The organism is Klebsiella sp. BIGb0399 (genome assembly GCF_003752615.1).
GTDB lineage: Bacteria > Pseudomonadota > Gammaproteobacteria > Enterobacterales > Enterobacteriaceae > Klebsiella > Klebsiella lignicola.
On record NZ_RKHT01000006.1, the window covers coordinates 707706 to 722541 of the forward strand.

General features: G+C 54.3%; 15 protein-coding genes. 3 read left to right on the forward strand and 12 right to left on the reverse strand.

Annotation, left to right across the window (positions count from 1 at the left end; all coding sequences use genetic code 11):
- The 6 genes from artJ to EDF82_RS14035 all read right to left on the reverse strand — a co-directional run bounded on the left by artJ (position 1) and on the right by EDF82_RS14035 (position 4564).
- Complete coding sequence (artJ, locus tag EDF82_RS14010) at positions 1-732, reverse strand: arginine ABC transporter substrate-binding protein ArtJ (RefSeq protein ID WP_123756127.1); 732 nt, start codon at positions 730-732, stop codon at positions 1-3.
- A 218-nt stretch (positions 733-950) separates the two neighbouring features.
- Entirely contained in the window at positions 951-1619 is a 669-nt protein-coding gene (gene artM, locus EDF82_RS14015; protein WP_123756128.1) for an arginine ABC transporter permease ArtM, read from the reverse strand.
- Positions 1619-2335 (reverse strand): arginine ABC transporter permease ArtQ, encoded by a 717-nt coding sequence (artQ, locus tag EDF82_RS14020; protein ID WP_032688654.1) that lies wholly within the window; start codon positions 2333-2335, stop codon positions 1619-1621. Before artQ ends, artM begins: the two co-directional genes overlap by 1 nt.
- A 6-nt stretch (positions 2336-2341) precedes the next feature.
- The gene (artI, locus tag EDF82_RS14025; protein ID WP_123756246.1) at positions 2342-3073 is read right to left on the reverse strand and encodes an arginine ABC transporter substrate-binding protein ArtI; all 732 of its coding nucleotides are present in this window, start codon (positions 3071-3073) and stop codon (positions 2342-2344) included.
- 20 nt (positions 3074-3093) lie between these two features.
- Entirely contained in the window at positions 3094-3822 is a 729-nt protein-coding gene (gene artP, locus EDF82_RS14030) for an arginine ABC transporter ATP-binding protein ArtP (RefSeq protein WP_123756129.1), read from the reverse strand.
- Between the two features lie 223 nt (positions 3823-4045).
- The gene (locus tag EDF82_RS14035; RefSeq protein ID WP_123756130.1) at positions 4046-4564 is read right to left on the reverse strand and encodes a lipoprotein; all 519 of its coding nucleotides are present in this window, start codon (positions 4562-4564) and stop codon (positions 4046-4048) included.
- Between the two features lie 226 nt (positions 4565-4790).
- Between EDF82_RS14035 and EDF82_RS14040 the strand changes: the two genes are divergently transcribed.
- Positions 4791-5735 carry a hypothetical protein gene (locus tag EDF82_RS14040; RefSeq protein WP_227540127.1) on the forward strand — a complete coding sequence of 315 codons (945 nt, stop codon included), beginning with the start codon at positions 4791-4793 and terminating at the stop codon, positions 5733-5735.
- 51 nt (positions 5736-5786) lie between these two features.
- On the opposite strand, the gene EDF82_RS14045 is transcribed toward EDF82_RS14040, so the two are convergent.
- On the reverse strand, positions 5787-6974 hold the full coding sequence (locus EDF82_RS14045; RefSeq protein WP_123756131.1) for an OmpP1/FadL family transporter: 1188 nt from the start codon (positions 6972-6974) through the stop codon (positions 5787-5789).
- Positions 6975-7278: 304 nt separating this feature from the next.
- Positions 7279-7551: a DUF1471 family periplasmic protein YahO gene (gene yahO / locus EDF82_RS14050; protein ID WP_004859987.1), complete on the reverse strand. Its 273-nt coding sequence runs from the start codon at positions 7549-7551 to the stop codon at positions 7279-7281.
- 412 nt (positions 7552-7963) lie between these two features.
- Between yahO and EDF82_RS14055 the strand changes: the two genes are divergently transcribed.
- On the forward strand, positions 7964-8794 hold the full coding sequence (locus tag EDF82_RS14055) for an N-acetylmuramoyl-L-alanine amidase (protein WP_123756248.1): 831 nt from the start codon (positions 7964-7966) through the stop codon (positions 8792-8794).
- 7 nt (positions 8795-8801) lie between these two features.
- Here the strand turns inward: EDF82_RS14055 and EDF82_RS14060 are convergent, their stop codons facing one another.
- From EDF82_RS14060 to poxB, 4 genes are all read right to left on the reverse strand, one after another.
- On the reverse strand, positions 8802-9815 hold the full coding sequence (locus tag EDF82_RS14060; protein WP_123756132.1) for an NAD(P)-dependent oxidoreductase: 1014 nt from the start codon (positions 9813-9815) through the stop codon (positions 8802-8804).
- 96 nt (positions 9816-9911) lie between these two features.
- On the reverse strand, positions 9912-11345 hold the full coding sequence (locus EDF82_RS14065) for an SDR family oxidoreductase (RefSeq protein WP_123756133.1): 1434 nt from the start codon (positions 11343-11345) through the stop codon (positions 9912-9914).
- A gap of 9 nt (positions 11346-11354) precedes the next feature.
- On the reverse strand, positions 11355-12356 hold the full coding sequence (ltaE, locus tag EDF82_RS14070) for a low-specificity L-threonine aldolase (protein ID WP_123756134.1): 1002 nt from the start codon (positions 12354-12356) through the stop codon (positions 11355-11357).
- A gap of 150 nt (positions 12357-12506) precedes the next feature.
- On the reverse strand, positions 12507-14225 hold the full coding sequence (gene poxB, locus EDF82_RS14075; RefSeq protein WP_123756135.1) for a ubiquinone-dependent pyruvate dehydrogenase: 1719 nt from the start codon (positions 14223-14225) through the stop codon (positions 12507-12509).
- A gap of 152 nt (positions 14226-14377) precedes the next feature.
- Between poxB and EDF82_RS14080 the strand changes: the two genes are divergently transcribed.
- Complete coding sequence (locus EDF82_RS14080) at positions 14378-14812, forward strand: DoxX family protein (RefSeq protein WP_123756136.1); 435 nt, start codon at positions 14378-14380, stop codon at positions 14810-14812.
- Positions 14813-14836: the final 24 nt, after the last annotated feature.

Below are 14836 nucleotides of genomic sequence, written 5' to 3' on the forward strand. Positions count from 1 at the left end.
TTATTCCGGGAACCACTGGTTGCTGATTTTCTGATAGGTACCGTCGGCTTTAATCGCTTTCAGCGCGCTGTTCAGTTTCTCCAGCAGGGCTTTGTTATCCGGACGTACCGCAATGCCAAGACCGGTGCCGAAGTATTGCGGGTCGGTCACTTTTGGCGTTGCCACGCCCAGCTGCGGGTTGGTCTTCAGCCACTCATTAACCACCGCAGTGTCACCGAACACCCCATCGATACGGCCATTTTTCAGGTCGATAATCGCATTTTGATAGCTGTCATAGGCGACGGTTTTGACTTCCGGATGTTTGTCCTGCAGGTATTTCTGGTGCGTGGTGCCGTTCTCCATACCAATACGTTTGCCTTTCAGGTCAGCAAAGGAGTGGTAGGCATCTTTTTTGGCGATAACCAGCGCCGAGTTTGCGTAGTACGGTTCGGTAAACGCCACCTGCTTGCTACGCTCCGGGGTAATGTCCATGCCGGAAATCACCGCGTCATATTTTTTAAATTTCAGCGCCGGGATCAGGCTATCGAACGCATGGTTGGTAAAGGTGCAGTCGGCCTGCATCTGCTTGCACAGCGCTTTCGCCAGGTCGAGATCGAAACCGACGATCTGATTATTGGCATCCATGGATTCAAACGGCGGATAGGTGGCGGATACGCCAAAGCTGATTTTTTCCGCGGCAGCGGCGCCAAAGGCGAAAGAGGAAAGCAGTGCAGCCAAAACTAACTTTTTCATCGTGGAACTCCCGTCGGTCAATCTTATGATGTTGTGCCGTGTCTGCGGCTGATTTTCACAATGCCATTAAATGAATTTATATTCAATAATTATGTATAATTATTTTTTATGGGATGTGAAAAACGGGCGGTGATGAGACCAGCCCGTTTTTAAGTATATTAATTATGCATTGATGAACGGCGGTGAGCCCGCCGTTCGGATGCCCTTAGCGCCGGGCATTAATTACGCCGTTCAAAGGCCAGCGCTTTGCGTTCCAGCAATCGCATCATCAGGGTCAGCAGACCGTTGACGACGAGATAGACAATACCGGCCGCGCCGAACACCATCACATCGTAGGTTCGTCCGTACAGCAGCTGACCGTGGCCCATCACTTCCATTAAGGTAATGGTGTACGCCAGCGAGGTGCTTTTGAAAACCAGCACGACTTCGTTGGAATACGAGGACAGCGCGCGTTTAAACGCGTACGGCAGCAGGATCGCCAGGGTGTCTTTCTTGCTCATGCCCAACGCGCTGCAGGATTGCCACTGGCCGTCAGGAATCGCGCGAATCGCGCCATAAAACAGCTGGGTGGTATAAGCCGCGCTGTTGAGGGACAGAGCAATCAGCGCGCACAGCCACGGTTCAGAAATCAGATGCCACAGTACCGGGTAGTTCTGCAATGACGGGAACTGCCCTGGGCCGTAGTAAATCAGGAAGATCTGCACCAGCAGCGGCGTACCGGTAAACAACGTGATGTAAGCGCGAACGATCCACACGAGCACCGGCGTTTTCAGCGTCAGCACGATGGTGAAGATCAGCGACAGGATCAGCGCAACGACGATGGAGGCCACCGTCAGCGTCAGGCTGGTATGCAGCCCTTTCAGCAGTTCGGGTAAATAATCAAGCATCAGCCTGGTCTCCGTTCGAAGCGCGTCGCACGTTGGTCAATACGTTTGAGAATGTACTGACTGAGCAGGGTGATAACCAGATAGATGGCCGCCGCGATGATATACCAGTTGAAAGGCTCCTGGGTGCGGGTGGCGATACTTTTGGTTTGCAGCATCAGATCGTTCACGCTGATTAAGCTCACCAGCGCGGTATCTTTCAGCAGCACCAGCCACTGGTTGCCCAGACCCGGCAGCGCATGGCGCCACATCTGCGGCATCACCAGACGGAAGAAGATTGCCCCTTTGGACAATCCCAGCGCCTGGCCAGACTCCCACTGTCCCTGAGGGACCGCTTTCAGCGCGCCGCGCAGGGTTTGCGAAGCGTAAGCCGCGTACAGCAAGGAGAGGGCAATGGCACCGCAGAGGAACGGACTGACGTCGAAGTTCTCAATCTGCATCTGCACCGGGATCTGCACGAACCCGAGATTGATCGTAAAACCGTCTGACAGGGTGAGCAGCAGCTGCGAAGAGCCGAAATAGATGAACAGGACCACCAGAATTTCCGGTAGTCCGCGCAGGACGGTGACCACGCCGGTTGCGAGCCATGCCAGCGGGCGCCATTTTACTGACTCCAGCACGGCAAACAGCATCGCCAGCACAAGGCCGATGATGAGCGCGCAAACGGCAAGGCCGACGGTCATCCCGGCGGCACTTGCTAATGGAAAAATTTCATTCATTTAGCGTTACTTCTGAAACCATTTGCTATAGATGGTCTGGTAAGTCCCATCTTTTTTCACTTTTTCCAGCGCAGCGTTAAATTTCTGCTGCAGCTCGGTATTGCCCTGGCGAAGCGCGATGCCGAGGCCGGTACCGAAGTAGTCTTTATCGGTGACTTTATCACCCACCGCGGCCAGCTTCGGATTGCTCTTCAGCCATTCGGTGACGACGGCGTTGTCGCCAAACACTGCGTCAATACGGCCATTTTGCAGATCCAGCTTGGCATTCTGGTAGCTGTCGTATGGCACGGTGGTGATTTCCGGGTGTTTGTCGTTAATGAATTTCTGGTGGGTGGTGCCGTTCTGCACGCCGACTTTCTTGCCTTTCAGCTGGTCGATGCTGGTAAATTTACCCTGCTGGCCGACGAACAGCGCAGAGTTTTCATAGTAAGGGGTCGTGAACAGCACCTGTTTTTCACGCTCAGGCGTGATATCCATCCCGGCCATGACCGCGTCGAAACGACGGAACTTAAGGCTTGGGATCAGGCTGTCGAACGCCTGGTTGGTAAAGGTACAGGTGGCGTCAATTTCTTTACACAGCGCGTTTGCCAGATCGACGTCAAAGCCGACAATTTTATTGTTGGCATCGATCGATTCAAACGGAGGGTAGGACGCCTCGGTGGCGAAACGAATGGTCTGGGCGGCAGTAGCTGAAAGGCTCATGCTTGCCAGGATCGCGGCAATCAGTACTTTTTTCATCGTCATTTCCCCGAAAAACATCAATGTGAAAGATAGTTTTTAAACGCGTCGGTCTGCGGATGCGTAAAGCAGCTGGCATCCCCTTGTTCAACGATATGGCCATTTTCCATGTACACCACCCGGCTCGCGGTCTTACGCGCCACTTCCACTTCGTGGGTGACGATAACCTGGGTAATGCCGGTGCCGGCCAGCTCACGAATAATGCTGACGATCTGGGCGGTGATTTCCGGATCGAGTGCCGCCGTTGGTTCGTCAAACAGCAGAACCTGAGGTTCCATCATCAGCGCCCGCGCAATGGCGACGCGCTGCTGCTGCCCGCCGGAGAGATGCAGCGGGTAGCGATCGCTGTAAGGTTTGAGGCGAAGACGTTCCAGCAGCTTCTCGGCGCGAGCCAGAGCCTGATCTTTGCTTAAGCCCAGCACGCGGCAGGGGGCTTCGATCAGATTTTGCTGCACGGTCAGGTGCGGCCACAGATTGTACTGTTGGAAGACCATACCGACGTTCTGGCGCAGCTCACGGATGGCTTTGTCAGAAGGCGCTTTAGTAAAGTCAAAGTGGTTACCGGCGATATGTAATGTACCGGAACGCGGCATTTCCAGCAGGTTGAGTACGCGAAGCAGCGAGCTTTTCCCGGCGCCACTGGGGCCGAGCAGCACCAGCGTTTCCCCCTGCGGGCAATCCAGCGTGATGTCGAACAGCGCCTGATGCGCGCCGTAGAAGCAGTTAATGCCGTTTAGTTTAATACTCATCTGGGCTGTCTGATACAAATAGCTATTGAGGCCGCAAATACTACCTTTGACAGAATAGTTATGCAATATTTATGCGTTAAAAGTTAAATGTAAACCACATTTACCTCTAAACTTAGCACAAAATAGGGGTTCGTGGGGTGGGGAGGAACAAATGTCGGCATAACCTGGAGAAATACCGACATTTTACCGGGGTTATCGTTTCAGCGGCGTGGCTTCCACCCCCTTATCCGCGTTTTTCCAGACTCTGTTGCAGCGATCCGGCCGGAGCATGCGAGTTTATGCCGAGATAGCGCACGTCATCGACGGCCCAGCACTGTCCTTCCTGAATCATCAGCACTTCATCCTGCCAGCTTTGGCTACCCTGTTTTAAATCGACGCGCAGCGGGATATTGCGGGCGTCGCGGTTAGGAATAGTCGAAGCACTGGCTACCGTAGCGCTATCTGCCGGCGTGGCGGAACTTGAGAAAGGATTAGACTGGAGCAGGGAACTGCGCGCCGGGTCCTGACGGGCGCTATCCAGCAGCTTCGCCAGATCGTCGCTCAGATAAGGACGCAACGCCGTCAGATCGTTATTACGGTGCTGGATCTGATAATCGTAAAATTTCTGTGCCACGGCATCTGGCCCACCCTCAATGCAGGCGCCGCTACGGGTGCCGTTATCTTTATAGGCTGGTGTCACGGTGGTACAGGCACTCAGCGCGAGCGCGCAAGGGAGAATAAATGCAACGAGTTTGTAGCGCATGATGATTTCCTTATAAGCTCACTACGTTATTAGTTTCTGTTCAAGCATAGCTTACTGCTTCCAGGATGTGCTTGACTCTAAGAGCTCAGGTTATGTCTTTGCAGGAAAAGGTAAACCACGGATCGCGCATTAACGTTGACGGATATTTATCTCCGCGATGTGCAATGGTCGGCATGTTTAACCGTTCATCGCAGAATATTTTTTTTTGCATAAAAGTAAACTGTACGTGCGGCTTAAATACTCAATAATATATATTGAAGTTTGCTATGTTTATAGCAATACACATATTTATGTTGGGTTGACAATGATTAAAAATATACTAGCGAGTGCTAAGGCTAAGCTCTGGGTAAAGTTTTTGCCGTATTTCATTAAAAACGATGATAATGCCGGCGATCCGTATGATTACTACGCCGTCTATTTTGCTGACGTTAATCGATGCCGCTACCGCCTGGTCAGGTATAATGGCCGTCACGCTACCCTCGAATATTTAGATCCCCAGCCAGATGACTGCGAGCTACGAAATAAATTTTCGCTGTCACAATTGCTGAAGATGGAAAGTGAAATCGTCAGCTATAAAAAATATGGCAAAATAACGCTTAACTCTATATTTGTTTATGCCATTAATCACTATTTGCACCTTATCGATATCAAAACGTTTCTCTTGCGCGGGAAAGGCGCGCTGGTCTCCACCTTCTTCAGAGAACGTGAATTAAAAAGCCGGGAACGTGTTTTTTTACTCGGCCTGATCGTCAACGAGTTTGTGAAGCGTCGCCCGTCGAGGCCTGTTGCAGGTCTTACCATTGATGAAGTGATTGAGCTTCTGTATGGCAAGCTGTGGTACAAGCATATCCGCAATGAGCAGTTCAGATATAAAGTGACGCTGCTGATTGAATCCCTGGTGCTGTCAGGGGATCTGGTGGTTGAAAACCAGCGCTATACCGTTCAGGGTAACGCCATCACTACCCTGGTTGAATTTGAAAAAGATGAGCGCCGTTCGCAGCAGCAGGACAAAATGCAGCGCAATATGATCCGTCTGATGCTGGTCATCACCGTCGCCACCGTTTTTATTACCCTGGCATTACTCGGCCTGGCTGGGGTGATTGATTTACATAAAATCTGGCAGGATATTTTGCAGATTAAGCCGGTGCGTTTTTTATTTAAATTGATCTAGCAGGAAGAATGCAGAGCCTGGCGCGGTGAACGCCCCAGACTCTGTAGTGAATTAAAACTGATAGCTGTAGTTCATGCTCGCAAACCACAGGTACGGATGGTCATAATCACCGGCAACAATCTCTGGTGTTTTCACATGTCCCGACTGCATATGCAGGTAAGATACCGCCACGCCAATGTTGCTTGATGGGGTAATCTGGTACTGCGCCCCGGTGGCAAAACGCCACTCATCACCCGTCGGTAATGACAGTGCCACATCGCTTTGCGAGTTGTAGACCGTACTGTCGAAGCCGACGCCTGCGTTCAGACGCCAGAGCGGCGTAGGGCGATACTGAACCCCGAGCGCGGTGTGCCAGGAATCTTTCAGGCGGTTCTGCTTGTCGCTCTGCTGTCCGGCGACGGTAATTTGCGGGCTGCCGAACTGGCTCCAGTCCTGCCAGCCTAAATCACCCATCACCGACCACTGATTGTTGATGTCATGCACCAGGCTTAACATAATTTGCTGCGGAGCGCGGACCTGGGCCGATATTGGCAGGTCGTAAGAGGTATTCGGTAGGTTAGGGAAACGGGCTTTCCCATCAATATCAAAGTCGTAGTCGGTCTTGCTGGTCCAGGTGATCCCGGCGCGGGTTTGATCGGTTAACTGCATCAACAGACCGAGGCGATAGCTCATCGCCCAGTCGTAATCTTTGTCTTTCTGATCGCTGCCATCAACGTTGCGGGTCAGGGAGAGATAGCCGTAGTTCAGGTTGGCGGAGGCGCCGATAGACAGACGGTCGTTGAGCTTATAGGCCAGCGACGGACTCAGGGTCATCGCCACCATGGTGCTCTTTTTAATCAGGCGGTCGCCGGCCCAGTCGCCAAAATCGATACCTAAGCCGTAGTTGCCGTATAAACCGATGCCGGCATATAAATCATCATTAATTTTTTGCGAATAGAAACCACTGGCATTAGGAAACAGGTTCATCACATTTCCCGGACTGCTTCTGCCATCTTCATCTTTTAGCTGATAGGAAATATCGCCGCCCATCACCTGCATGCCCCCGGTGAACATATGGTCCGGCAGACGGGTCATCCCGGCAGGGTTGGTGACGATAGTGGAAGCATCCTGCGCCCGTGCGGCCTGTCCTGCGCCTGCAAGACCGACATCTTCGGTGCCTATTTCATAAAAATAGAGCGCACTGGCGTGCGAAAAACTGGAACAGAGTAATCCAGAGATAAGTAATGCGACTTTTTTCATTTGCCACCTGCAATGTTGTTAATTTATGTCTCGTTTTTATACCCGGTAAGTATAGTCAACACCTCTTTCTGCGGAAGAAATTCTTTTGCGAAACAATATTGCCTTCAGCGATATAAGAATAATTTCGTAGATGATTAGAAGTAATGACCTGGATATGCGAGTGTTTATTGTGCGGAGGTGGTTATTTGATAATAAAATGAAGGGTTTGTAAATTTAAACGCTATCTAAAAATAAATCTTGTCAGAACCGTAGATGGAACATTATCACCAGTCGATGATAATGCTCCTTCAGAGATCAAAACTAATTATTTTTTCTTATAAATATTGGCAGAAACGTGAAGTTTCTTGTCGGTGTTGCCAGAAGACAGAACCACAACATCCGCGCCTTTTTCTTCAGCTTTCTTCAGCAGCTCTGCACGCGCATCGCTAGGAGCAGTCTGGCCTGTAGAGGAAATGGTACCCACTTTCTGATACTGGGTTTGCACTTTCGCGAAATCTTCTTTAGATAAGATTTCTGCAGAGAATGCGTTTGCGGTTAAAAACAATGCTGCACCTGCCACTAAAGCTGCATATTTCATATTTTTTATCTCCATTGTTTAACTTGCTATCATCATGCTCTTGTTTTAACTAACCAATGAGCGGCACCAGATTGAATCAAGTGAATTTTTTTTTCAAGCTAAATACTACAAAAATATGACCTCTAACTTGTGAACTCATAAGGAAAAGATGAGCTCAGGGCATTGATTTACGTTGTCAATTCTGCTGAAAGGTGTTGAGACTCTACTTATGCTCGTTTTTAACGAAAGATAGTATAAATTTATCTTATATAAATTGCCGTATACAAAACCAAAAAGGTGTCGGAAGACATCGCCGGGGGGATGGTCTATTATGCGATAAGCCGCATACTGAATCTGAATCAGGCGGTCGCTTGTTGACATGAAGGATCTGATTGATGGCTTTATCTACTGTAAGCGGGGCGTTCGCCTCTTGATGAAACGTTCCGGGCTTATCGCGCTTTTGCTGTTGCTGCTCGCCGGCTGCAGCTCTGAGAAAGGAATTATCGACCGCGATGGTTATCAACTGGATACGCGCCACCCGGCACAGGCCGCTTATCCGCGAGTGAAGGTGCTGGTCATCCATTATACCGCGGATGATTTTGACGTTTCGCTCGCGACCTTAACCGACGAGCAGGTCAGCTCTCATTATTTAATCCCCCAACAGCCACCGCTGTATCAAGGTAAGCCGCGCATCTGGCAGCTGGTACCTGAAGAAGATTTAGCCTGGCATGCGGGAGTGAGCTTCTGGCGCGGCAGCACGCGGATTAACGATACTTCAATCGGTATTGAGCTGGAAAACCGCGGCTGGCAACAGGTCGCCGGGGTGAAAAGCTTTACGCCGTTTAATCCTGCGCAAATTAATGCGCTCGTTCCTCTGGCGAAAGACATTATTTCTCGCTATCACATCAGCCCCCAGAATGTGGTTGCTCATGCCGATATTGCCCCACAACGCAAAGACGATCCCGGGCCGCTGTTCCCGTGGCGGCAGCTGGCGCAGCAGGGGATCGGTGCCTGGCCGGATGCCGACCGGGTGAGTTTCTACCTGCACGGCCGTCCGTCAAATGAACCTGTCGATAGCGCCGCACTGCTGGATTTACTGGCCCGATACGGCTACCAGGTGACGCCGGAGATGACACCGGCGCAGCAGCAACGGGTGATTATGGTCTTCCAGATGCATTTCCGCCCGGCCCGCTGGGACGGCGTCGCCGACGCCGAAACCCAGGCTATCGCCGAAGCGCTGCTGGAGAAATACGGTCAGGGATAGGGCGCGGTCAGCGGTGTAATTTACCGTGGTCTTTGAGCCAGGCTGCGGTACGGACAATCCCGTCATCCAACGTCACCACCGGCTGATAGCCTAGCTCTTCCTGAGCGCGGGTGATATCCAGGGTAAAATCAAAGTTCAGCTTCGAGACGCCGTAGTGGGTAAAGGCCGGCTCTTTGGCGGACTTATTGCCAAAATGCTCCATGCTGCGGGCGATGATATCCAGCATCGGGTAGGGCACCGAGCGAATCCGGCATTTGATCCCCAGTTCATCAATCAGCTTTTGCACGATGGTATGCAGCGGACGCGGCTCGCCGTTGGTGATGTTCCACGCCCGGGCGGAAGGCAGATGGTCGCAGTGCGGCTGGCTGGCCAGCCACATGGCATGCACGGCATTTTCGTAATAGGTCATATCCACCAGCGCATTGCCGCCCCGTGGCAGCAGGACGCTGCCATAGTGCTGCATCATCTGCGCCAGGCGCGGAATAAACACTTTATCATGGGCGCCAAACAGGCTTTGCGGGCGCAGAATTGTAAATCGGGTGTTGGGGTTGGCCTGCGCCAGCAGGTTGATCACCTCTTCACTGGCGGCTTTGCTGCGGGCAAACTCGTTGGCAAAACGCTGGGGACGAAAGTCTTCTTGTACGGCGCGGTGATGGTGATAGTCGAAGTACAGCGACGGCGAGGAGATATGCACGAAATTGCGTACTCCCCAGGCAACGGCCCATTCGCCAAGGCGGCGGGTGGCCCGAACATTCGCGAGGTCGAAGGCTTGCTGTGTACCCCAGGGCGAGGTAAAGCTTGAGCAGTGCCACAGGGTGTCGATACCGGCGAGCATCACTTTGGCCTGAGAAGAGACCAGCTCGGTTAAATCTGCCGGTACAAACTCGGCGCCCATTTTGCTCAGCAGACGACCCATCGCTTCGTTACGCCCGGTCGCTCTGACGCTGATGCCTTTGTTACGCAGATATTCCACCGCGTTGCGGCCTAATCCGCTGGTCGCACCGGTAACCAGTACCTTCATATCAACCTACTGTCCCAGAAAAGAATTTCGTGCGCATTTTTCCGTGATTCTCCTCATGATGCAATGAGAATGATGAAAGAATCCAATACATACTGCCTATTTGTCTGTGATTTGTTCTGCCAGCCGGGCAATGCGCCGTGCCATGCCGCGAAAGATAAACAGATGGGCAGGGATCATCAGCAGCCAGTAGAACAGCCCAGGCATCCCATGCGGATGCCACCAGGCCCGCACATCCAGGGTACGGTGATCGCCTTGATCGCTGAGGGTAAAGCTCAGACGGCCCAGCCCCGGCGCTTTCATGCCAAATAATAAGGTTAGCTGCTTTTCTGGTTCGACGATAATCACCTTCCAGCTGTCAACGCCATCGCCGGTGCGCAGCTCGGCACGTTCCGGGCGACCTTTCGCCAGCCGATGGCCCACCAGCAGGTCCATGGCGCCGCGGATCTTCCACAGGATATTGCCAAAGAAGTAGCCCTCTTTGCCGCCGATTTGATTAACGACCTGCCAGATGGCTGCCGCACTGGCGTGGGTACGGACGGTACAGCCCGCCTGTTTCGGGTAGTAGCCATATTCCGGCCGCCAACGGGCAAAGGCCTGGGCGTCATAACCCCAGTCGCTGGAGTTCGCGAGCTGCTGTTCCTCTTTTAAGGTACGGCGCACGGCCTCATCGAAAGGGATCAAGGGCTGCGGGATCAGCGTGCGCAGGGCGCGATCGTCGGCGAGCAAATCGTGTTTCAGCCCCTGAATTAAGGCCCGGGCGATGGTGGGCGGAACGGAGGTGATCACGTTGAGAAACCACACCGAAATCCAGCGGGTCGGGAAGGGGATCGGGATCAGCAGACGGTGCTTGCCGCTCACCGCCATAAAACGGCTGAACTGCTGTTGGTAGCTTAAGATTTCCGGGCCAGCGGCCTCCAGCACGCGATGTTCGCTGGCCGGATGGTGGAGCAGCTGTACCAGATAGTAGAGCAGATTTTCCAGCGCGATCGGCGTCGTGCGCGAGCGGACCCAGCGCGGTGGCGTCAGGATCGGCAGGTTATAAACCATATCGCGCATGACTTCGAACGCGGCGGAGCCGGCACCGATAATAATACCGGCGCGTAATTCGGTGATCGGCACCCCGGACTCGCGCAGAATATCGGCGGTGATTTGCCGGGCACGCAGATGATCCGATTGTTCCGCTTCTGGCGCCTGCAGGGAGCTGAGAAAAATCAGCTGGCGAACCGGCGCGGCGCGCAGGGCATCGCGAACATTCAGCGCCACCCGGCGCTCATGGGCAATAAAATCGCCGCCTTCGCCCATCCCGTGCACCAGATAGTAAACGGTATCCGCCTGCGCCAGCAGGGCAGCGAGCCCCTGCGGCTGATTCAGGTCGAGCGAAAAGCAGCTGACGCCAGGCAGGTTTAGTCTCTGTAACCTGTCGATATGGCGTGCCGCCGCCAGGACCGGGTAACCTTGCTGACTGAGCGCCTCTACCAGATGCTGGCCGATATAACCGCTGGCGCCGAGCACCAGAATTCGTTGCGACACGCCGACTCCTTAGCGTTGTAAAAATGCCTGCCAGTGGCTGACGACATCCGTGAGCTGCTGGCGATTAACGTCGAGATGCATCACCAGACGCACCACCGGCGAGGCGTTAATCAGGACACCACGTTCCTGCATAAACGCGCCTAACGCCTGCGCATGCTCTTCGCCCACGCGGACAAACAGCATGTTGGTGTCATGGCGAGTGACGTCGGCACCAATGGCGCTGAGCTGCCCGGCCATCCACGCCGCGTTGTCATGATCTTCTTTGAGCCGTTGCACGTTGTTTTGCAGGGCATACAGGCCCGCCGCCGCCAGAATACCGGCCTGACGCATACCGCCGCCGACCATTTTCCGCCAGCGGGTGGCGCGACGAATATAGTCATGGCTCCCTACCAGCAGTGAACCGACCGGCGTGCCCAGTCCTTTGGAGAGGCAGATGGTAAAGGAGTCACAATATTGCGTGATGTCGCGCAGTTCACAGCCGTATTCAACCACCGCGTTGAAGATTCGCGCACCGTCGACGTGCAACGCGAGGTTGTGTTCGCGGGTGAATTCCCAGGCGGATTTAAGGTAGTCGCGCGGCAGCACTTTCCCGTTATGGGTGTTTTCCAGGCTGAGCAGACGGGTCGGAGCAAAGTGGATATCGTCGGGCTTAATTTTCGCTGCGACTTTATCCAGCGGTAACGAGCCGTCGGCCGCGGCGTCAATGGGCTGCGGCTGAATGCTGCCGAGAACCGCCGCGCCGCCCGCTTCATACAGGTAGTTATGCGCGCCCTGGCCGACGATATACTCCTCGCCACGCTGACAGTGGCTGAGCAGGCCGACGAGGTTGGCCTGGGTACCGGTTGGCAGGAACAGCGCGGCCTCTTTGCCGGCAAGTTCGGCGGCATAACGCTGGAGTTCATTGACGGTTGGGTCGTCGCCATAAACATCGTCTCCGACCGGTGCGGCCATCATCGCTTCTCGCATGGCGAGTCCTGGGCGGGTTACGGTATCACTGCGTAAATCTATCACGGCATTTCCTTCTGGGTGCGTCATCCTGCAGGGATTCGCTGCGGGCGCCTCAATTGACACCGACGACACCCTTGCGGCTGTCGTCGGCGTTATCAGGCTGACCACATGACGATGTCAGGCATGATGGTGGGGATAAACCAAAAGACTGTTTTACCTGAGCCAGTTGGTTTTCGCCAGTTCGATCACTTCATCACCGCGTCCGCTGATGATGGCGCGCAGCATATACAGACTGAAACCTTTGGCCTGTTCCAGTTTGATCTGCGGCGGGATCGCCAGCTCTTCTTTGGCGACGACGACATCGACCAGCACCGGGCCATCGGTGCTGAAGGCGGTCTGCAAGGCCGCATCAACCTCGCTGGCTTTCTCAACGCGGATCCCGGTGATCCCGCAGGCCTCGGCAATGCGCGCGAAGTTGGTGTCGTGCAGCTCGGTGCCGTCGGTCAGGTAGCCTCCGGCCTTCATTTCCATCGCCACGAAGCCCAGCACGCTGTTGTTGAAGATGACAATTTTCACCGGCAGCTTCATTTGCGCCAGCGAGAGGAAGTCGCCCATCAACATGCTGAAACCGCCATCGCCGCACATGGCCACCACCTGCCGTTCCGGCGCCGTGGCTTTGGCCCCAATCGCCTGCGGCATCGCATTGGCCATCGAGCCGTGGGTAAATGAGCCGATCAGCCGGCGCTTGCCGTTCATTTTCAGATAGCGCGCGGCCCAGACGGTGGGCGTCCCGACATCGCAGGTGAAAATGGCGTCGTCGGCGGCGAAATGGCTGATCTGCTGCGCCAGGTACTGCGGATGGATCGCTTTTTCGCTCGGCTTCGCCAGATCGTCGAGGCCCTTACGCGCGTCGCGATAGTGCTCAAGGGCGGTATTGAGGAACTGACGGTCGGTTTTCTCCTCCAGGTGCGGCAGCAGCGCGCTGAGGGTAGATTTAATATCGCCGACCAGCGCCATATCGATCTTACTGTGGGCGCCGATGCTGCCGGGGTTGATATCGATCTGGATAATTTTGGCGTCGGTGGGGTAGAAGGGGCGATAAGGGAACTGTGTACCGAGCAGCAGCAGGGTATCGGCGTTCATCATGGTATGGAAGCCGGAGGAGAAACCAATCAGCCCGGTCATCCCGACATCATAGGGGTTATCGTACTCAACGTGTTCTTTGCCGCGCAGGGCGTGGACAATCGGGGCTTTTAATTTTTCCGCCAGCGCCAGCAGTTCGGCGTGGGCCCCGGCGCAGCCGCTGCCGCACATCAGCGCGATGTTACTGGAGTAGCGCAGCACCTGGGCCAGCTTTTTGATCTCCTCTTCCGCAGGGACAACCCGCGGAAGCGGTGCCGGGTACCAGTGGGTGCTGGCGCTTTCCGGCGCCGCTTTCAGAGCAACATCGCCGGGTAACACCACCACCGAAACGCCGCGATTGATCACCGCTTTGCGCATGGCGATGGCCAGCACCTGCGGGATCTGCTCTGGCGTCGAGACCAGCTCGCAATAATGGCTGCATTCGCGAAACAGTTCCTGCGGATGGGTTTCCTGGAAATAGCCGCTGCCGATTTCACTGGAGGGAATATGGGCGGCGATCGCCAGCACCGGGACGTGGTTGCGATGGCAGTCAAAGAGGCCGTTGATCAGATGGAGGTTGCCAGGACCGCAGGAGCCAGCGCACACCGCCAGTTCGCCGGTGAGCTGCGCTTCCGCACCCGCGGCAAAAGCGGCAACTTCTTCATGACGGGTAGGCATCCAGGCGATGGTGCCCATTCGATTGAGACTGTCGCTCAGCCCGTTGAGGGAGTCGCCGGTGACGCCCCAAATACGTTTGACGCCTGCCTGTTCCAGCGTTTTTGCTATGTATGCCGCCACGGTCTGTTTCATGGTTCTCCATCTCCTTTTTGTGATAACGCTTACAAGCTTAGATGAAACTGACCGTTCTGCGCCCTGATCCCCCTCATTTTCCGCTGGTGTTATTCCGCACAAATTCCGCATACTCTGTGAACACGAAAAAGGGTAAACAGGAATCATTTCAAATGGTTAAATCACTGTTAAATACTGTTAATAAAATGCTATCGCATGAGGATGCCGGCAAACTCTTGTTACGACTTGCCGTCGGCGGACTGATGCTTTTTCACGGGTTGCATAAGCTGTTTGATGGCGTGGGCGGGATCAGCGCGATGCTGGTCGCCAAAGGATTACCGGGATTTATTGCGTACGGCGTGCTGGTGGGAGAAGTGGTGGTGCCGTGCCTGCTGATCCTTGGGATCCTGACGCGTCCGGCGGCGCTGGTGCTGGCCTTTACCATGGTGGTGGCATGGCTGATGGTGGGAACCGGCAAAACCTTTATGCTGGATGCGGTAGGGGCCTGGGCGATTGAGAGCCTGGTCTATTTCTTTATTGGTGCCCTGGCGATTGCCTGTCTTGGGGCGGGGCGCTATTCGCTGGCGGGAAATTCGGTCTGGCGCTAAAAATCGCCGGATGTGATGTAAACA